Origin of the sequence: Paenibacillus gansuensis (genome assembly GCF_042684925.1) — a bacterium.
Classification (GTDB): Bacteria; Bacillota; Bacilli; order Paenibacillales; family DY6; genus Paenibacillus_N; species Paenibacillus_N gansuensis.
Map to the genome: position 1 here is coordinate 365807 of NZ_JBHUME010000007.1, position 20062 is coordinate 385868.

At 48.7% G+C, this 20062-nt stretch carries 18 protein-coding genes and 2 pseudogenes; 16 read left to right on the forward strand and 4 right to left on the reverse strand.

Annotated features, from left to right (window positions below):
* Positions 1-96: 96 nt before the first annotated feature.
* Positions 97-1203, reverse strand: coding sequence for an AI-2E family transporter (locus tag ACFSUF_RS09390; protein WP_377602346.1), 1107 nt, complete (start codon positions 1201-1203; stop codon positions 97-99).
* A gap of 157 nt (positions 1204-1360) precedes the next feature.
* On the opposite strand from ACFSUF_RS09390, the gene ACFSUF_RS09395 reads away from it, so the two are divergent.
* The 4 genes from ACFSUF_RS09395 (at position 1361) to ACFSUF_RS09410 (ending at position 4563) form a co-directional block, all read left to right on the forward strand.
* Positions 1361-2761 carry a polysaccharide deacetylase family protein gene (locus tag ACFSUF_RS09395; RefSeq protein WP_377602347.1) on the forward strand — a complete coding sequence of 467 codons (1401 nt, stop codon included), beginning with the start codon at positions 1361-1363 and terminating at the stop codon, positions 2759-2761.
* Positions 2762-2949: 188 nt separating this feature from the next.
* Entirely contained in the window at positions 2950-3357 is a 408-nt protein-coding gene (locus ACFSUF_RS09400; protein WP_377602349.1) for a hypothetical protein, read from the forward strand.
* 96 nt (positions 3358-3453) lie between these two features.
* Positions 3454-3681: a DUF7667 family protein gene (locus ACFSUF_RS09405; protein WP_377602351.1), complete on the forward strand. Its 228-nt coding sequence runs from the start codon at positions 3454-3456 to the stop codon at positions 3679-3681.
* Between the two features lie 66 nt (positions 3682-3747).
* Positions 3748-4563 (forward strand): protein-glutamine gamma-glutamyltransferase, encoded by an 816-nt coding sequence (locus tag ACFSUF_RS09410; protein ID WP_377602352.1) that lies wholly within the window; start codon positions 3748-3750, stop codon positions 4561-4563.
* Positions 4564-4987: 424 nt separating this feature from the next.
* On the opposite strand, the pseudogene ACFSUF_RS09415 reads toward ACFSUF_RS09410, so the two are convergent.
* A pseudogene (locus tag ACFSUF_RS09415) lies at positions 4988-5159 on the reverse strand (YkvA family protein); the annotation flags it as partial.
* A gap of 315 nt (positions 5160-5474) precedes the next feature.
* On the opposite strand from ACFSUF_RS09415, the gene sigK reads away from it, so the two are divergent.
* Positions 5475-6176 (forward strand): RNA polymerase sporulation sigma factor SigK, encoded by a 702-nt coding sequence (gene sigK, locus ACFSUF_RS09420; protein ID WP_377602354.1) that lies wholly within the window; start codon positions 5475-5477, stop codon positions 6174-6176.
* Between the two features lie 342 nt (positions 6177-6518).
* Positions 6519-7997, forward strand: coding sequence for a hypothetical protein (locus ACFSUF_RS09425; RefSeq protein ID WP_377602356.1), 1479 nt, complete (start codon positions 6519-6521; stop codon positions 7995-7997).
* 17 nt (positions 7998-8014) lie between these two features.
* Here ACFSUF_RS09425 and ACFSUF_RS09430 read toward each other — a convergent pair whose 3' ends face one another.
* The gene (locus ACFSUF_RS09430) at positions 8015-8794 is read right to left on the reverse strand and encodes an AraC family transcriptional regulator (protein ID WP_377602358.1); all 780 of its coding nucleotides are present in this window, start codon (positions 8792-8794) and stop codon (positions 8015-8017) included.
* A gap of 97 nt (positions 8795-8891) precedes the next feature.
* Here ACFSUF_RS09430 and ACFSUF_RS09435 point away from each other — a divergent pair.
* Positions 8892-8999 (forward strand): annotated as a pseudogene (locus ACFSUF_RS09435) (sigma factor); the annotation flags it as partial.
* A gap of 146 nt (positions 9000-9145) precedes the next feature.
* On the opposite strand, the gene ACFSUF_RS09440 reads toward ACFSUF_RS09435, so the two are convergent.
* A complete protein-coding gene (locus ACFSUF_RS09440) occupies positions 9146-10042 on the reverse strand; it encodes an AraC family transcriptional regulator (protein ID WP_377602360.1) in 897 nt (298 codons plus the stop codon).
* Between the two features lie 123 nt (positions 10043-10165).
* On the opposite strand from ACFSUF_RS09440, the gene ACFSUF_RS09445 reads away from it, so the two are divergent.
* From ACFSUF_RS09445 to ACFSUF_RS09485, 9 genes are all read left to right on the forward strand, one after another.
* A complete protein-coding gene (locus ACFSUF_RS09445) occupies positions 10166-12025 on the forward strand; it encodes a glycoside hydrolase (protein WP_377602361.1) in 1860 nt (619 codons plus the stop codon).
* A 95-nt stretch (positions 12026-12120) separates the two neighbouring features.
* The gene (locus ACFSUF_RS09450) at positions 12121-13077 is read left to right on the forward strand and encodes a C40 family peptidase (protein WP_377602363.1); all 957 of its coding nucleotides are present in this window, start codon (positions 12121-12123) and stop codon (positions 13075-13077) included.
* Positions 13078-13363: 286 nt separating this feature from the next.
* Positions 13364-14098, forward strand: a complete 735-nt coding sequence (locus tag ACFSUF_RS09455) for an MBL fold metallo-hydrolase (protein WP_377602365.1) — start codon at positions 13364-13366, stop codon at positions 14096-14098.
* A gap of 4 nt (positions 14099-14102) precedes the next feature.
* Positions 14103-14693 carry a TetR/AcrR family transcriptional regulator gene (locus tag ACFSUF_RS09460; RefSeq protein ID WP_377602366.1) on the forward strand — a complete coding sequence of 197 codons (591 nt, stop codon included), beginning with the start codon at positions 14103-14105 and terminating at the stop codon, positions 14691-14693.
* An 89-nt stretch (positions 14694-14782) separates the two neighbouring features.
* Complete coding sequence (gene msrA, locus ACFSUF_RS09465; RefSeq protein ID WP_377603139.1) at positions 14783-15298, forward strand: peptide-methionine (S)-S-oxide reductase MsrA; 516 nt, start codon at positions 14783-14785, stop codon at positions 15296-15298.
* Positions 15299-15307: 9 nt separating this feature from the next.
* On the forward strand, positions 15308-15814 hold the full coding sequence (locus ACFSUF_RS09470) for a GNAT family N-acetyltransferase (protein WP_377602368.1): 507 nt from the start codon (positions 15308-15310) through the stop codon (positions 15812-15814).
* Between the two features lie 610 nt (positions 15815-16424).
* Entirely contained in the window at positions 16425-17747 is a 1323-nt protein-coding gene (locus ACFSUF_RS09475; RefSeq protein WP_377602370.1) for a sugar ABC transporter substrate-binding protein, read from the forward strand.
* A 105-nt stretch (positions 17748-17852) separates the two neighbouring features.
* The gene (locus tag ACFSUF_RS09480; protein WP_377602371.1) at positions 17853-19214 is read left to right on the forward strand and encodes a carbohydrate ABC transporter permease; all 1362 of its coding nucleotides are present in this window, start codon (positions 17853-17855) and stop codon (positions 19212-19214) included.
* Complete coding sequence (locus tag ACFSUF_RS09485; protein ID WP_377602373.1) at positions 19211-20056, forward strand: sugar ABC transporter permease; 846 nt, start codon at positions 19211-19213, stop codon at positions 20054-20056. Before ACFSUF_RS09480 ends, ACFSUF_RS09485 begins: the two co-directional genes overlap by 4 nt.
* Positions 20057-20062: the final 6 nt, after the last annotated feature.

Consider the following 20062-nt stretch of genomic DNA (forward strand, 5'->3'; position numbering starts at 1 on the left):
CCGACAATAAAAAGGCTGCCCGCCGGCAGCCTTTTCAAACATCCATATCCGTGAAAGAGGACGAAGCGGAAGGAATACTCCCGCCCGTACCTTCCGTCACATCCGGTTCTCCGGAATCGGCTCGAATTCTTCCTTCGGCATGTGGATCCACCGCTTCAAGTAGCCTTGATCCCATAGCGCCTTCAGTAAAATAATCAGAACCGGAGACAAAATCATCCCGGCTACGCCGAACAGGGACAAGGAAATGATAGCGAAGCCCAACGTGGTAAAGGCAGAGACGCCTAAGGTGTTGCCCATAATTCTAGGTTCGAACAGCTGGCGGAACAGGACAATGACGGCGAGCAGCACCGTAAGCCACACGGCCAGGCTCGTGTTGCCCACGATAAACAGATAGATGATCCATGGAATGAACAAGGTAGGCACACCGAGCAGAGGCAGGACATCGAAAAAACCGGCTAGCAGCGCGATGGCCAGGGCATTGTCCACTCCAAGCAGCAGCAGAGCTATAAATACGATACCAAACGTAATCGAAATTAGCATCAATTGTGCTTTTAAGTAACCGCCGATCCCGAGAAGTACGTTTTCCTTTAGAAATAAATAAGCTTTCTTGAAAGTACGCGGGGTTTTGTCGCGGGCAATCCGCCGCCAGTCTTTAATCTCGATACTGAGAAAGTAAGCAAGAATGATCCCGATAAAGAAGTTGACGACAAAGGTTGAAAACGACGTGATATAACCGATCAGCCCCGTTAGGAAACCTCGGGCAATGGCCGCGCCTTTGTCCGTAATCTCTTTTATGTATCCTTGTGCCTTTTCGGCATAGGCAGGGTCCAAAGCCTTGACTCGATCCTGAAGATCACCGGAGCGGACGGCAATCTCGTTCTGAAGGATGACGGCGTACTCCGGAAGCCTGTCTTTCAGCAGCAGCACCTGTTTTGTGAAAATGACTCCAATCCCAGCCAATCCAGCAATCAGCAGCAGCGTAAACAGGGAGACGGAAATGGCTGAAGCCGCTGATTTGCTGATACCTCTGGCGTTCAGGAACTTGGCAAAAGGCTCGATAATGGCGAATATCACGAATGCCAGTAAAATCGGTGTCGCAATGCGCCACACAAAGCTGAAAGCGTACATAATGAGCCAAACCGTAAGTACGATCAGTGCGATATCGAACGCGGTGCGCCAATATTTTTTGTAAAATGAAAGCATGAGCCACATCCTTCAACGTATATTATAGTAATTCTATTATAAATTGAGTAAATTAGAAATTGCCAACTCATTTTGCCTTGCGGATATGTTACAATAGGCATTGAATCTCATTTTTTATATTTCTTTTATACAACGCAAGATGGGTGGGAATGCAAGTATGGAAACTTTGCTGCTTTGGGCTTTTTACATCTTTACGTTTTATGCCTTCCTCCCAGGCTTTATCAGTCGAACATTCGGTTTTCGCGTGTTTCAGAAAGGCAACACAAGCCGCCAAATCGCCCTTACGTTCGATGACGGACCGGACGAGAAATATACGCCGCAGCTTTTGGATTTACTTGCTAAGTACGGTGTGAAAGCGACTTTTTTCGTTGTGGGAACCCATGCCGAGAAACATCCTGAGATCATTAAGCGGATGCACGATGAAGGGCATTCGATCGGGATTCATAATTATGTTCATAAAAGCAATGTGCTGATGCGCCCGGGAACTGTGCAGAAACAGATTGAGTTAACATCACGGATTATCGAATCCGCAACCGGAAAGAAACCTGATTTTTACCGGCCGCCTTGGGGAATCGTAAACTTATTCGATTTCTCTCCGAAACAGATGCAGATTATACTCTGGTCTTCCATGTTTGGAGACTGGCGGAAGAGTCTGGGGGCGGAGAAGCTCGCTTGCCGGATGATGAAGCGGATGCGCGGAGGAGAAGTTTTCCTGCTTCATGACTGCGGACAAACCTTCGGGGCGGACGAAGAGGCACCGGCGCAGATGCTGGTTGCACTGGAGCAGTTTTTGGATGCTGCCTACGATAAAGGATTTACATGTGTAAGGGTGGATCAGATGGAAGGATTCAAGCGAAAGCTTCCCAATATGGTTCCATTATATAAACGGTTTTTAATTATTTTATGGCTCGGATGGGAGAAAGTGTTCCATGTGCTGGCCCGTCTGGATACACTGGATACGGAAGAGCCGATTTTTCACATCCGCAAGCGGACATACAGCGGAGCACCCGTTGACCTTCGGGACGGGCAGCGGATAGTAAACGGAGACACCTATGTGGAACTGCATTTCGACAACCGGAGGCTGAAAGAATTCAGCGAGCAGTCGAGATCAAGTGTGCACTTGGCAATCCAGTTTATCCGTGCGGTCGAGAAAGCTCTCCCTTATATGGCCTCTAGGCTCGCATCGGATCCCAAGTATCGCAGCGCGAAAGCGATGCTCGGCATCTCGATGATCCATCGGGGTTCCGAGCATCTCGGTTTCGATGTGAAGGATATGCCGGACGGCCTGTTTGCCAGAGCAACCAAAGTATATCTCCGATTCCTGCTTTCCGTACTGCATCCACAGGGAACGAAGCGGATTGCAGGCGGGAAGGAAAAATCACGGAGCAATGAATCGCTGATGCCGAAGATGATCTGGATGTCGGCCGACGTGTTGAAAGACAAGTATGACAGCGACTTGTCCGTGCCTGAACAAGAATCAGGCACTCAAGTTCATGATCGCGTCGTGTCTCTGGTGGGGTCAAGATCAGACAGCTTGGAGAAAACCTCAGTATTATAATCAACCATTATGTTGCTTTGCCCGGAAGGCTTGCCTCCGGGCTTTTTTCATGGAAAGAACTATTCACCTAAAGATGGCGGAAGACGGCTCACCCATCGTTCGTTTCCAACATCCTACTAATGTTTCTTCATAGCTCCATGAGGTAAGATGAAACAACGGATTTACGATGTGGAAAGGACCGGGAATGGATGAATAACCAATTGGACTTGGATCGGAAAACAGAAGCAATACAGGAAAACACGGATGTAGCTGAGCTGCTGGCAGCATCTTTGCGGCAGGCGTATCTGACGGTCACTCCGCTAGGCCTCGCATACGGTGATCAATATTATTCGAGCCGGCATGCGATAAAAGAAGGCTGGTTCCGGAAAGCGGCCTTGGATGGAACTTGGACGCTTCCGCTCTCGGGTATCCCTCGGGACGGAGGGGAGCGTAACCTTTTGTACATAGAGATGGACGGACAAAAGATAGAGTGCAGGGCGATAGACGGGATTAATGTGAATGATCACGAACTTGCCGGTTATTATGAACGGATGCAGCAGGTACGCGAGGAGCTGCGCAGCCGGCTTGCCTGGCGGAAAAAACGGATTAAGAGATAATGCAGGCCATGCCTGATTGCATAGTTTTATCCTTCCAGGGGAATGGGTATACTGCTACGTAACTGACTCAGCAGCAGCTGGAAAAGGAGCGAGAGTATGCACGGTTTTCATCAACGCCTGGCGGAATTGTGGACGGTACGCAAGGAAAGGGAATGGAGCAAAGAGGAGCAGCGCGAATTCGATCTGTGTCTTGACGCCAACAGCAACTACGCATGGAAATTGATTCAGCTGGAAAATTTGTCGCTTATGGCCTCGATGACCCGGGATTTTGATTGGCTTCATGAGATTTGTCAGGACATTGAACGCCTGCAGCCTAAGAAATAAGGCACACCACCCGGCATCCGCCTACATATACTGCAGTATTGTATAGCAAAGGAAGGAATGGATGTCATGATTCTATTGTCGGGCCAGCCGGTCCGTGAAGTGTCGGGGCCGCTCACGCCGTTAGAACAATTTATCGTGAACGAAAAAATGATGAGCATGCTTCCCTATTCCTATGAAACGGAAGATCAATTGAGATTTGAACTAAAGGTGCGGCTGAACCTGGTGGAAGCATCTAAACAAATGTGCTACAGCCGCGTGCAATTCGGGGATTTCCCCAAATCCCGATGCAATCCTGCCTATTGGATCCGTATGCCGAACGGAGGATTCAGGCAGCGTCCTGATGTCAGATCGTCGGAAGCGATCTCCGATTTTTTCCTGCGGTCGGAGTTTTATACGTTTGAATGTGCAACGGCTATTATTATTTTGATGTATAAAGCAGTATTGGAAACGATCGGCGCGCCGCTGTTTAATACGTATTTCCGCAATCTGGTGCTGTTTACGTGGAATACCGACGAAGACCTGCGTATTATTACCCGGCCCAGCAGGGAAAGCTTTCCCGGGGATGTCCTATATTTCCGGAATCCGGACGTAAGCCCGATCAACCCCGAGTGGCAGGGGGAAAATGTAGTGGAGCTGGGAAACAACCTGTTTTACGGGCACGGCACAGGCATTAAGACGCCTTATGAAATTATCCGGGAATTAAACTCATACCGCAGGCGGTTCGCGTTCCGCTCGGCTTACCTGGTTGAGCAGGTAACCGCTCCGGATTATAAATACCTGTACCAGCTGAGTAAATCGCTGCCGCATCCGTTGGAAGCCGGTTACCCTTACCGAGGTATCGTCTCCAAGATTGGGGAATTTACGGTCGTAGCTGCGGGTTGACAGCCGTTATAACGACTGTCTATAGAGCCTCTGCATATGCGGAGGTTTTTTTTATGCGGACATCTTATTCTGAAAGGTTGTAAAAGGGACCATGCTATTTACGATGCAGAAACAGGCAAGCTGACCTTTTGCGGTTATGACGATGTAACGATAAATGTTTAATAGCCAGAGGCCCGCTGTAGGCAATTGTGTCTATAGCGGGCCTTTTTGGGAACGAACCGCTCCTTAATGTATTAGGAAGGCATGCACAGCGGACAAAAGTAACATTGCAGGTACGGGGGAGTTTACCTGAACGCTGAGACAAGCCATGCAGTGAACCAAATCAGAACTACTGCCCATAGGGCCATGATCAATCCGCCGGCGATCCAATTGCGAGGCTTGCCTGTTTGCTCCCGTTGAGCGGCTTGCACCCTGCATGCTTCTAGAACGTGATCCGGGATCAGCCGAATGACAGCCGCAATGCCGAGCGGTATCAGGATGAGATCGTCGAGGTACCCCAGTATGGGAATGAAATCGGGAATGAGATCTACGGGACTGAATGCATAAGCAACCACGGCGACCGCAAGCCATTTGGCGAATTTGGGGGTGGCGGGATGCTGATAGGCGTAATATAGGACAAAAAGTTGAGATTTCAGTGCTTTGGCGAACTTTTTTGCATGCTCCAGCATGGGAAAACCTCCCCGATCGATGCCATTTTGTTCTTGATGGTCAAGCTTTCTACCCAGTTTAGGTACTTTTGAAACGGCTGTCAAACGTGAACGGCGCAGGTTTAATTTCTCTCCGTACAGGCACGGATAGGCGAGCGCCCACATAGAATGTAACGTCTAAGCAACGCAGTATGCACGTGTCATAACGCAGCTGTACGCACTGGACTTTACTTACGCAACTACATCACGGGGGTGCTCACATCCATGCCAGGATTATTCACGGCCATCGCAATATTCCTGAAACAAATGACTTTGCTCGTTTCCTATGTGAAGAACAATGCATTTCCTCAGCCTTTGTCGGAGGAAGATGAACTGAAGCATCTGCGGCGTATGGCGGAAGGCAATCCGGTATCGCGCAACTTGCTCGTGGAACATAACCTGCGCCTGGTGGCGCATATTGTTAAGAAATTTGATAATACCGGCGAGGATTTGGAAGATTTAATTTCTATCGGTACGATCGGATTGATTAAAGCGATTGAAAGTTTTCAGCCGGACAAAGGAACCAAACTGGCTACGTTCGCCGCCCGCTGTATCGAAAACGAGATTTTAATGCATTTACGTTCGCTGAAAAAGACCCGCAAAGACGTTTCTTTGCACGACCCGATCGGCACCGATAAGGAAGGCAATGAGATTACGCTGATCGATATTCTCGGTTCAGAGGCCGACGATGTCGTGGAAAAGGTTCAGCTGAAGATCGAGAAATCTAAGATTTATAAGAACCTGGATATCCTGGATGAACGGGAAAAAGAGGTTGTCATGGGGCGCTTTGGCCTGGAACACGGCGGGGAAGAGAGAACGCAGCGCGAAATTGCCAAGGAGCTGGGGATCAGCCGCAGCTATGTGTCACGGATCGAGAAGCGGGCGCTGATGAAGCTCTACCATGAGTTTTATAAAGCAAAAAGATAGGGAGGGGCACTGCCCTCCTTTATCTTTTAGGACATAGCTTTACATGGGATTACTATGAACTGTTATCAACCCTAATGATAAGTGAGGTCTGGGGCCTCACTCTTTTTTATTTTATGATTGGATTCTTTTATTCGTAAATAATTGTAGTAGTTTTATAGTCAGGTCATATGGGTGCTCATGAAGCTGAATCATGAGTTTTATATGGCATGATGAGAAGCTTTCAATGTCTGCTAATGCTCGAATTGTGCAAAAACAGATTGGATCTGTCATTGTCTGTTCCAGGTTAACTCTGTACACTTTATGTTGAGATATGATAGTGACACGGAGTTGGAGGGAATGGAAATGACAGAAATCAGATCACATAGAGTGTATTATGCGAGCCCCAGGTCTTCAGATAACATAGAGGGGGTTACTAGTAAGAAACCTGAAGTTAAGATGAATCTTCCGTATATCGGTTCGGTAAAGCCGAGACATACAGATGAGATCGAATCCTCCAATTGGATGATTGGGTGTGAAACCTTAGATCGTGATTATGCGAACTATCATGAGTATAAAGAATATATTGCTCCACTAGGTATTAAGGTGCTCCGTATGCAAGGCGGATGGGCTAAGACCGAAAAGGTACACGGGATTTACGATTGGAGTTGGCTGGATCAAATTATTGATGATGCGGTTGAAAGAGGCTTTAAGCCGTGGCTGCAAACCGGATATGGAAATCCGATCTATCCTGGCGGCGGCGGCGAGAACCTGGGAGCAGGGATGCCAATATCCCCAGAAGCACTGGCTGCCTACGAGAAGTGGGTAGCAGCAATGGTTACAAGGTATAAAGACAAAGTGAAAGACTGGGAAGTATGGAATGAACCTAATTTCGGTGATAACACGGTCAATACACCTGAAATTACGGCTGACTTCAATGTGCGTACCGCTGCCATTATTAAAGAGATCCAACCTGATACCAAAATTTCAGCTCTTGCTTTAGGACATATCGACCTGGATTATGTAGAACAATTCTTTAGATTCCTGTCCGAGAAGAATGCGACCGGACTATTCCACAATGTAACTTACCACGATTATGTCTATAATCCGGATTCCAATAAACTGGCCGTCTACAAGATGAGACAAATCGTAGATAAATATGCCCCAGGTATGATCATGAGACAAGGGGAAAATGGCGCTCCTTCCGTAGGCGGTGCAGGAGGAGCGATTGGCGATTATCCTTGGTGTGAATTCACTCAAGCCAAATGGAATGTAAGAAGAATGCTTGAGAACCTCGGAAACGATATTGAGTGCAGTGTATTTAGTATCATTGACATGAACTATTCCGGGAATGGACCCATCCGAAGAAAGAATACCAAAGGAATTATTGAGTCCGCTTCAGATAATACGGCAGTTAGGCCTAAGATTGCTTATTATGCCATCCAACATGTAACCTCGGTCTTCGACCATACCCTGGAAAGAATAAAAGGTTTAAGACATCTTCATCATATTGCATCTGCGGGGTCAGCCCCCGCGTATTCATTCAATACGGACAGAAGTGTCTCGGTATATGGCTACTGCAATAAAGCTAGCAATAAACATGTATACGCCATTTGGATGGATGAGGCTACACCAAGAGCAGATCATGAAATGAAGTCTTTGGATTTCCAGGTTGCAAACGCAAAGCTGGATGCCCCTGTAGTTGTTGAGCTAATAACGGGTGGAATTTATGAAATACCGGCAGAGCAATGGAGTAAAGAAGGGGATACGTATACCTTTAGGAATATCCCTGTTTATGATTCGCCCATTTTGATTGCTGATAGAAGTTTAATCAGAATAAGGTAATGTTTCCCTGCCTACGTTTAAGTCTCTTTCCCCGGGCTATGCCCAAAGAGCTGTTTATAGGATCGACAGAAAAAAGAAAGATTGGTAAAGCCTACGGCTTCGGCTGCTTCGTCCACGCGGTATTCCCCGCTGCGAAGCAGCTTTTTTGCTTCCTGCAATCGGATTCGATTCCGATATTCGATCGGGGACAACCCGGTATATTCGGTGAAGAGCCGGCGAAACCCTGGTTCGCTCATGCTGCTCATATCTGAATAATAGACAATCTTACGGTGGTCGGCGTAATGCAGATTCATTTCTTTGAGAGCGGGTTGCAGCTTTTTGAACTTGTAGGGTATTTTCTGTACTTGCTTAGAGATTTGATATAGCAATTCGTATACCCGGTAGAAATAGTACATCGGATTTTCACCAGCCCCGGCCTTCAGATCCGTACGATAGGAAGTAAAGATCTCTTCCGCATGATCTATTGTGATCAAGGTAGGTGCAGCAAGGTAAGGGGGAAGCTCTCCGGCCAGCAAATCAAATTGAGCAATTCCAACCTCGTTTTCCTCGTCCAGATAAGTACTGTTATGCCGGGTTCCCGATGGAATAAATACGAATTCTCCAGCCGCCGCGTGGATGTCGTGGGTGGCAGGATCTAAGAAGCTATAGCGCATGGAACCGCTGAACGTATAGATGAACGAATGCTGGATTCTTCCCTCGGAATAAGAAATTTTATGTCCCTGGGGGCGTTGTACGGTTAGAAAGCTTATATTACCGACGGTAAATAAATCCTTTTGTGAATGATACTCGGTTTTCAAAAATCACCAATCCTCTTCTCAAGGAGTTGACTTTAGTATAAAGGCTTGTCGCTCACCCTTCAATCAAGTTATGCTCGAATAGTGCAAAAGCAGATTGATATATAAGGCGATTGAAAGTTTTCAGCCGGACAAAGGAACCAAACTGGCAACGTTCGCCGCACGCTGTATCGAAGTCGAGATCTTAATGCATGTACGTTCGCTGAAGGCATGGAACGTATGGGTCCCGGCAGAATCCGTTTAGTGAGGAGAACCGCGGAAGAATTATTATTGATTGCATGTACAACCTGCCGCTGTTGTTCTGGGCTTCAAAGGAAACGGGTTTGAGCCCAATTTTATCGTCTCCGAATCCTCTCATTGCTTCAGCAGCATTGCCCTAAATTCTTTGGGCCGCATCCCCTTTAGCTTTCTAAAGACACGTACGAAATAACTAGGATCATTAAAGCCTGACTGCAGCGCGGCCTCCGTGATGGTGAACTCGGGGGAGAGCAGCAGTTTCTCCGCTTCTGTCAAACGGATGAAGTTCAGGTAGTGAATGAAGGTCTTGCCCATAGCTGCCTTGAAAAAAGTCATAAAATAACTCTCGCTCATACAGCACAATTTAGCCATTTCCTGAACGGTAATCCTTTCTCGGAAATGGATGCTAAGGTAAGTGAGCGCCTTGTCCAAGTTGTCGTAATGCTGGGACAGGTAGGTCTTGCCCGGCAGTTTATGCAGTCCCTCTTTGTGCCATCTGCGGACAATCCATAACAGCAGCTTGCATATATCCGCTTTCACCGCCAGTTCATAACCATATTCTTTTTGCCGGTATTCCCTGCAAATTTCTTTAAACAGGTGCGGTACTGCACTGTCATGGACCTCCGGACCCGAAAAGGTACGTTCACACTCAAACCAGGACACAACAAAAGGCAGCAAATACCGAAGTTCCATCATGGAACTGGCGGCAGTCTGGATAAACTCCTGATCAAAGCCAAGTACGTAGTGGCACGCTTCTTCTCCTTCCGGGATCTTGATGGAATGAATTTCTCTTGCATTGATGATGACAAGGGAATGTGGCGGAACAATGCGGGTACGCCCGCCTGCAGACAATCTGGAACAGCCATAGGGAAAATAAAGCAGTTCAATATGGTTGTGCCAGTGAGGAGGGATCTCATAACCGCTGGAGGAATAGCCGGTGCAGGCAGAGTAAAAAGGAAGATTCGTGTCCAGATGTTCATCTTTCTTTGTTTCGAAATAAGCAGGATTACTCATGGCCATAATCCTTTCAAAATAGGATTGTACTATTGTTATGTGGAATTTTTCTACTATCTCGGTACTCTTCTTTCTATAATTGTCTCATACCTGAGTGGTTTTGCAAAGAAGGGGGACATAACAGTGAAAACAGTCAATGATTTATGGACGATGTCGGATAATGTGTTAGCGGTGCAGTTCGACGGGAGCAGAAGAGTGCTTTCCGTTCGGGATAAGCGCTGCGGGAAAGTTTGGGAGCAGGCTCCGCTTCCGGAGGGGATCACTGTCGAGAACATAAGCCAGGACGGAAACACGTTACAATTTCAACTTCGGCAGCAGTCTATCTCCTTCCTTGCGGCAGTGGAAGTAACCGATCAGTCTGAACTGGCATTTCACATTTCGGCTTATTCGCAGATGGATGTAGAGAAGATCTGTTACCCTCCCGCGTTTCAGGCGCCGGACCGGGAACATTACCTGCTGCAGACCGACAGCCAGGGGCTTCTCCTGCCTGTAGACGATACATTTTATCCGCTTGAGGAGCATCCGCTGTTCTTCTGCGGCGGAGGGCCGGCGATGGCTTGGACCGGTGTCACCGATACGGCGCTTCAGGCAGGATATATGGCTATTTTTGAAACTCCTTATGACGTTTCCGTGTCGTTCCATCGCGGAGACAACGGACTGATCACCTTTAGTCCGGTTTGGCTGAGTTCCATGGGCCGGTTCGGATATAACAGGAAAGTCCGGTATGTCTTTTTTGACCAAGGCGGTTATGTAGCTCAATGTAAAAGGTATAGAGAGTACATTTGGCCGAAGAACAAGGTCATTCCGCTGAAAGAGAAGGTGAAACGATTTCCAGCCATAGAGAAAGTGGTAGGGGCGGTACATATGTATGTTTGGGATCAAGCCCGGGAAGCAGCATTTGCCAAACAATTGAAAGAAGCCGGCATAGACAAAGCTCTGCTTCTGTGGGATGCCAACCATGCCCCTTACCCTGAAGAAAATTATGATGATAGACTGAAGGAACTTGGGTTTGGTACCGGAGCCTATGAGCTGTTTACCGACATTCATCCGGACTCCTATCCGGGCAATGCGGAAATCGGGCATATCCCGTTGAAGAGAAACGTATATCCCGGCTTGTTTGACCGGATTACATCCAGGAAGAAGGACGGAAGTACCTACTCCAATGAATTCGGAACCTTTGTGTGCCCGAAGGCAGTGCAGCCTGAGATGATCAAGCGGGTGGAGAAGGAGTTGGCCGTTTACCCGCATGAAACTTATTTCCTGGATGTTTACCAGGCCAACGGCATTTACGAATGTCATCATCGGGAACACCGGCTGACCCGTGAGCAATATGCTCAAGCTATTGTGGATAACTATAAATTGCTGGAAGAAAACTATAACGTATATCTAGGCGGGGAGTTCGGGGCTGACTTTGTTGGATCTCTCGGTGTTTACGTTCATGGAATGATGACATTGCAGCGTACGTGGTTCAGTTCGGATGTGAGGAAAGAGGGCACCATCTATTATTATGGGGATTGGAAGAATAATCCTCGGCCTTCCATCATGTTGGGAACGCGGACGGCTACCGATACTTATCTGAACTATTCAATTAATGAATATACCCGGGTGCCTTTGTATGAGCTGGTTTACCATGATGCAGTTGTTACTTCCTGGCGGTGGGAGGACGGCAACCATCACTGTCCTGAAATCTGGTGGAAGAAAGATCTGTTTAATATCCTTTACGGTACCGCCCCGTTATGGTCCATCGATCAAGACCGCTGGGCAAGTTTTCAGGATACTTTCCTGGAGAGCTACAACAACGTTTGCCCTTGGCTTCAGGAGATTTGTTATGACGAGATGGTGTCTCACCGCTTCATGAGCCGGGACCGGAAAGTGCAGGAGACGGTCTTCTCATCCGGCAAAAAGGCGGTTGTCAATTTCGGAGACACCGCTTTCACATACGAGGGTCAGGTTATCGGCCCCAAAGGATATATTACTTTGTAGAGCTTAGAGGAACATTTTACCACTGCAATCCTCCCCTTAAACGTATCGCTGGAGCACGAATTGTCTAGCATACCCAAAAGTGGAGGATTTTAAACATGAAAAGAATAACAACGGCAGCCTTGGGCAGTATAGCAGCAGCCTTGCTGATTACAAACATGAGCTCGGCATCAAGCTTGAAAGAGATCACAGCAAGCATCATCCCGTTTCACTGGACTGTAAATGGACATGCCATCAACAATGGAGATACGTTTTACAACGGAAAGGTTACCGTTCCTACCAGCATTAATTATAAGGGCACAACCTACCTTCCGGTGAGAGTGGTTGCGGAGGAGCTGGGCCTTTCCGTAGAATGGAATGAACAATCAAAGCAAGCCGTCCTTGTAGACGCAACGATGGACGACCCTTTGGGTGACCAGCCTTATAAAGCGGTGGAATACAGCACATGGAGCCGCCTAAAAGCAGATGCGGATCTTGTTCATGAACCAGGCGTAAATAAGAAAGTCCTTTTGTCCCTGAAAAAAGGAGAAAAGATCAAGGTACTGGCTGAAATCAACCGGTCCTGGCTAAAAGCGGCCTCCGAGAGCGGAAAGACCGGTTACCTGCCGGCATCTTCCGCTGACTATGTACTTTTAGCGAACCGGCCGGCCTGGGAGCAGCAAGCAGATTCCATTATCGCGATGGGACTCAAGTACATTGGAACACCCTATGACTTTGGAGCCCCGTTAGGAGAAACGGATCGGTTTGACTGTTCTTCTTATGTGAATTATCTCTACGGCATGCACGGCATTCATCTGAAAAGGACTTCCCGCGACCAGAGCAGGGCAGGGACGGAAATAACTTACGGCGATGCCCGGAAGGGGGACCTCTTGTTCTTTACTACTCCTAAGCGTAAGGATAAGACGGGAACGGAACGCATCGGCCATGTTGCAATTTACCTTGGCGAGGGCAAAATGCTTCATACGTTCCGGGTGGGGATCGGTGTAACTGTAACTGAAGTGGACGACAGCTGGAAGAAACGTCTTGTCAAGGCAACAAGATTGATTAACTTATAGTTTAATACATGGGAGGCGTTTCTAGTGTTGCTGGTATCAGTGGCATGGGAAACGCCTCTTTCTTATGGGTACCGTTTGCATACTGTGGTGAACGTACGTCTTGTCATGGTAACGATAATACAGCAGAAGGAACCTTGATTCACAAAGCATGCCATTGCTCTGGCATGCTTTGTTGAGTTGTTTATGGTTCGGGAACATAATTTGTAAAAAATGGTTGATCAAACTAATGTCGTTAGTTTATTATAAAACTAATAACATTAGTTTTGTGCGAGAGGACGGATCAAAAATGAAAATTACAAGCATAGGTGTGCTGCATCAGCTTTCGTTTCTGCCTGGTTTCTTCCCGGTGAACTGTTACCTGGTAGAGGAGGAGGACGGCCTTACTTTAGTCGATGCGGCGCTTCCGTACAGCGCGAAAGGGATTCTGCAGGCGGCGGCGCGCCTTGGCAAGCCGATCACGCGCATTGTGTTGACGCATGCCCACGATGACCACGTGGGGGCGCTGGATTCGCTGAAACAGGCGCTGCCGGATGCGCCTGTGTATATCTCTGCGCGTGACGCCCGGCTGCTGGCCGGCGACGTCACGCTGGAAGCGGGAGAAGCGCAGACCCCGATTCGGGGAGGCGTTTCGAAGAAGCTGAAGACGCGAGCGGATGTGCTGCTGCACGACGGCGGCCGCGTCGGGTCCCTGCAGGCGGTGGCCGCACCGGGCCACACGCCGGGCTCGATGGCGTTTCTCGATACGAGAAACGCCGCGCTGATTGCCGGCGACGCGTTCCAGACGCGCGGCGGCATAGCCGTGGCCGGCCAGGTGCGGCCGCTGTTCCCGTTCCCCGCATGGGGAACGTGGGATAAGGCCACCGCGCTGGCCGGCGCGCGGAAGCTCGCGGCGCTCGCGCCCGCCGTGCTCGCCTGCGGCCACGGCCGCATGCTCGAGCAGCCGGCGGCTGCGATCGAGCGCGCGATCGCGGAGGCGGAGCGCAGCCTTAGCGGCGCAGCTGCTTCCGCGAAGAGGGTCTAGCCCGATGTCTCCGAGAATCGGGTTAGACCCCGAAAGTGTGCTGGCCGCCGCCGCGGAGCTGGCGGATGAGCAGGGCTTCGAGGCCGTCACGTTGGCCACGCTGGCCCAGAAGTTATCGATCCGCCCGCCGTCCCTCTACAATCACATACAAGGCCTCCCTGATTTGAGAGTGAAGCTGGCCGTATACGGGATCGACCGTCTGCATACTGCATTAGAAGAAGCGATCCAGGGCCGGGAGGGGGATGAAGCCGTGTTTGCTTTATCGGAGGCTTATATTACCTTTGCCCGGAGGCACCCGGGATTATATGCCGCGTCCCAAAGGCATCACAATCGAAAGGAAACCGGCATCCAGTTGGCCGCAGAGCGAACCTTTCAGCTGGTGGGCAGCGTACTGAAGGAAGCGTATGGATTAAAGGGTGACACAGCTATCCATGCCATGCGCGGTCTCCGCAGTGTTTTACATGGGTTTGCTTCTCTCGAGAGGGAAGGGGGCTTCGGCATCGGCCTGAGTGTAGACGAAAGCCTGAAGGTAATAACAGCGGCATTTATTGCAGGGATGAGAACATTAAGGAGGGACCATTCCTTGGAATCGTAAGCCCCTTTCTTTCCTGAATGATTTATAGAATAATAGAGTAAGAGTTAACGTACCGACTAGGAGGAGCTGCTATGACACAATCATCATCTTTGGAACTGGCCACTTTTGCGGGAGGATGCTTCTGGTGCATGGTGAGTCCTTTTGAGGAACTGCCCGGCATTCACAGCATCGTTTCCGGCTATATGGGCGGCCATGTCGAGAACCCGGATTACGAAGAAGTGAAAAAAGGCACCACCGGACATGCCGAAGTCGTGCAAATCACCTTTGACCCCGCTGTGTTTCCTTATGAGAGATTACTGGAGCTGTACTGGCCTCAAATCGATCCGACGGATGCGGGCGGACAGTTTCAAGACCGCGGCAGCCAGTACCGTACCGCTATTTTCTACCATAACGAGCATCAGCGGGCAGCGGCGGAACAGACGAAGCGGGACATTGAAGCGAGCGGGAGATTTGATAAGCCCATCGTGACCGAAATTGTACCTGCCGGCACTTTTTACAGAGCTGAAGAATATCATCAGGATTATCATAAAAAAGAACCGAAGCACTACAAAGAGGACCGCGCACAATCCGGACGAGACGAATTTATCCAACAAAATTGGAAGTAGGTGCTGCCGATGATCGACATCCGTGTGCTGACCCCGGCCGATGCGGAACCATTTTGGAACCTGCGGCTGCGGGCGTTGAAGGAGCATCCCAGAGCATTCCTTGCCTCCTACGAGGAAAATGAGCATTTGCAGCCTGCAGAAGTAGCTCATAGGCTGGACCGCACGGATTCCAATGTAGTAATCGGTGCGTTCACCCCGGAATCCGGTTTGATCGGAATCGTAGGGCTGGTCCGTGAGCAGCGCCAGAAAACCCGTCACCGTGCGACCATTTGGGGCATGTATGTGGCACCGGATTCTCAATCCGGCGGCATCGGCGCCCAACTGCTGGCCAGGGCTATCGAAGAGGGCAGAACGATGGAGGGGTTATCTATCATCGAGCTGTCTGTAATTCTGCCAAATCCGCCGGCTCAGAGACTGTACGATAAAATGGGATTTGCCGTATATGGCCTTCATCCTAGAGCGCTCCGGGTGGACGGACTGGACTACGACGAGGAATTACGGTCTCTCGAACTGTAACATCCATAGAGTTAACATGGGGACAGCGTTTACGCTGTCTTTTCTTTTTGGCTGGTCTTACCGATTTTTCGTAGTTGTTTCCGGTATTACAGTAATTAAACGGATGAAGTTAGTGCTGCCACACATCACTAGCTCCCATTAAGGTGCGGGTTTCCGGGTGTTAATGTACTAGAGCAGGCGGTTCTAAAAGCCGAAAAATATAAAAAACAAAGATATTGGCAGTAAATGAAAGAAAACGCTTTCTTTATACCTATTTCCAGGCGAAATTGAACTGTGCAAACGTTTTAACAAAATCAAAGTTATAGTGTAAGATGATTTCAGAAAGTAAAACGTTTTCTAACCTAATTTTTAGAAATGAAAACGAATTCTTTTTAGAGATTTAGGGAAGTGCACATTTTTTTTTGATCAAGTGTACAAACGTTTGCACTAACTAGGTGATGCAAATCTAACTCTTAAACTAGGGTTGAGGCACTGTATACAAAGGCGGGGCCTGGCGGAGCAAACTTGCACTTTTTTCAAAATTAACTTCTCTAAACCGCGTAAAAGAAAGCGCTTCATATTTAAAGAAGGTTGGAAAACGGATTCTTACATTTTGAAGGGTGGGTCCTGAATGAAATTCAAGAAAAGTATGATCACGCTGATGGCTTCCGTCATGGTGTTCTCGCTGGCAGCCTGCGGCTCCGGCAACAATGCAGGGAACGGCGGCAATAATGCGGCTGCGACGAACGAACCGGCGAATAATGCAACTAACACCGGCGGCAATAATGCTGCGGCGGCAGAAGAGTTCAAACCCGAAGAGGGCGCGAAGCTGGTTGTCTGGGACGGCGGCGAGCAAAAGCCGTTCATCGAAGAAGTAGGAAAAGCCTTCAAAGAAAAGTACGGCGTAGAAGTAACTTTCACTGAAGTGGGCGCTGACAAATCCGTTGAGCGCATTATCACGGACGGACCTGCAGGCGTAGGTGCTGACGTATTCGTAGCGGTTCATGACAGAACAGGTTCCGCAGTTTCCGCAGGCGTAGTACTGCCGAACGACCAGTTCGAAGAAGAAACTAAAGCGGAATCGTTTGAAAGCGCTGTAGCAGCAGTATCCAACGAAGGCATTCTCTACGGATATCCTAAATCTGTTGAAACTACAGCGGTATTTTACAACAAAGACCTGATTCCTAACGTTCCGGCTACTTGGGACGAAGTTGTGAAGTTTGCAGGGACATTCAACGATACCAAAGCTAACAAGTTCGCTTACATGTGGGATGCGGGAAGCTCCTATTGGAACTATGGCTTCTTCGGCGGATACGGCGCTTATGTATTCGGCAAAGAGGGCACGGATCCAACCGATATCGGTTTAAACAACGATCAAGGCGTAGAAGCTGCGAAGTTCTTCCAAACCCTGACTTCCATTCTTCCTTTGAAATCCGCCGATATTAACGGAGACATTCGTAAATCCTTGTTCACCAGCGGAAAACTGGCTATGAACGTGAGCGGTCCTTGGGATTCCACTTCGTTCAAAGAAGGCGTAAAAAACCTGGGCGTAGCTCCGTACCCGACGCTTCCTAACGGCCAGCCGATGAAACCTTTCTCCGGCGTAAAAGCATACTTCGTTAATGCGTACACGAAGTATCCGAATGCTGCGAAACTGTTCGCGAACTTCGCTTCGTCCGCTGAGTTCCAAAAACGCAACTATGTGCTGACAGGCTTGCTGCCTTCCAACAAAGGCCTTGCTGAAGATGCAGACATTAAAGCAGATCCGATTGCTTCCGGCTTCCTGGCTCAATTCGCTAACTCCGTACCGATGCCTTCCATTCCGGAAATGGCTCAATACTGGGCTCCAATGGACGCTGCGCTTGCATCCATCTGGAACGATAAAGCTGATCCGAAAGCAACAATGGATAATGCTGTGAAGCAAATGAAAGACAATATCGCTTCCGGGCAATAAGAGGCAACAGCGGGCAACTCAACTTTCATAGAAACCATGCGAAGTCACCCGTCTAAAGGTTAGACGGGTGATTTTCCACTATAGGAAAGGGGCTGGAATAGAGAGATGGAACTGCAGCATACGAAGACGAATACTACGCTTCCTGCCGGTAAAGCAACGAACCATGCACGGAATGCAGCGCTTCTTTCAGCTTTAAGTATGGGAATCGGCCAACTGTACAATCGGCAAATTGCCAAAGGCATCGCTTTTTTGGCGGTCCAGATCATCTACATCTATTATATTGTTACAACGTTAGCGTCCAATATTGCGGGCTTAATCTCCCTGGGAGACACACCGACCAAGCTGAAGAAAGTCGGAAAACTCTACAAAAACGTGCCTGGAGACCACTCCATTTTTATGATGATCTATGGTCTGGTGGCCGTTATCTTCATCCTCATTCTTATCGGTCTATATATCTATAATATCCGCGACGCTTACCGCAAAGGAAAGCTGAGAGATCACGGGAAACCGGCAAGAACAATTGTGCAGTCATACCGGAATCTATTGCAGAACAGTTTCCCGTTTGTGCTGCTTTCGCTCCCGACGCTCGGCGTTCTGTTCTTTACCATCGTACCGATCATCTTCATGATCCTGATGGCGTTCACCAACTATTCCGCACCGGATCACATTCCTGCCAAAAATTTGGTGGACTGGGTCGGATTTAAGACGTTCCATAACCTGTTTTATTTGAAGCAATGGGCTTCGACCTTTTACGGGGTATTGACTTGGACCATAATTTGGGCGATCACCGCTACGGTAACTTGTTATTTCGGCGGCATATTCGTTGCACTTCTCATACAGCAGAAAGGGATCCGTTTCAAGGGACTGTGGCGCAGTTTGTTTATCATTCCTTACGCAATCCCGCAATTTATTTCTTTCCTGATCATGCGCAATCTATTGAACTACCAGTTTGGACCGATCAACCAGTATTTCCGTTATTTCGGTTTGGATGGCCTGCCGTGGCTGAATGATCCGTTCTGGGCCAAGGTAACCGTTATCCTCGTAAACATGTGGGTTGGTATTCCGGTGTCGATGGTACTGGTTCTGGGGATCCTGACTACGATTCCAAAGGATCTTTACGAAGCGGCTGAAGTGGACGGGGCAACAGACTTCCAGAAGTTCCGCAACATTACGTTTCCGTTTATTCTGTTCTCCACAGCTCCCTTGTTGATTATGCAGTTTGCCGGAAACATCAACAACTTTAATGTTATCTACCTGCTTACCAAAGGTTTGCCGGCGAATGGAGATTACGCTTTTGCGGGAAGTACGGACCTTCTGGTAACTTGGCTCTACAAGCTGACATTGGATAATCAGCGATACAACTTCGCTTCGGCGATCGGTATTATTATTTTCATCATCATCGCATCATTCTCCCTGTGGAACTACCGCAGATCACGTTCATTCAAAGAGGAGGATATGGTCCAATGAGTTCGACTCGCAAAAAAGTGAAGCTTACCTTAAGCTATATTCTTCTGGTTCTGTTTGCATTGGCCTGCATTTATCCTGCGATATGGGTCATTATGTCATCCTTTAAAGTCGGGGATTCCTTGTATATGGATACGATCATTCCCGAAAAATTCACCATCTCGCACTACGCGGATTTGTTTAAAGGGCAAAGCGACAAGCAGATTCCTTATGCAAAATGGTATTGGAACACATTAAAAGTAGCAACGGCTAGTATGGTTCTGGGAACATTGTTCCAAATCATCACTGCGTACGCGATCTCCCGGTTCCGGTTTGCCGGAAGGAAAACGCTGATGTCGACGATCTTGGTGCTGGGTATGTTCCCTGGCTTCATGTCGATGATCGCGGTTTACATTATGCTTCTTCAGCTCAATCTGCTGAACACGCACTTCGCCTTGATTCTTGTTTATACGGCGGGCGCAGCGCTGCACATGTTCGTGGCCAAAGGGTTCTTTGATACGATTCCTAAGGCGCTGGAAGAAGCGGCACGGATCGACGGCGCAAGCCATATGACCATCTTCTGGCGGATTGTGCTTCCGCTGTCCAAGCCAATTATTACTTTTATCGCGTTGACAACGTTCTCCGGAGCTTGGGTTGATTTCATCTTTGCAAAACTAATTCTTCGTGCGCGTGAAAACTGGACACTGGCGGTTGGTTTGTTCGAACTCGTCGACAGCTACTCCAGTACAGAATTCACCTTGTTTGCAGCCGGCGCGGTTCTTGCAGCCCTTCCGGTAGCCGCTTTATTCGTATACCTGCAGCGTTTCCTGGTGGACGGCCTGACGGCCGGCGCAACAAAGGGGTAACCGGAC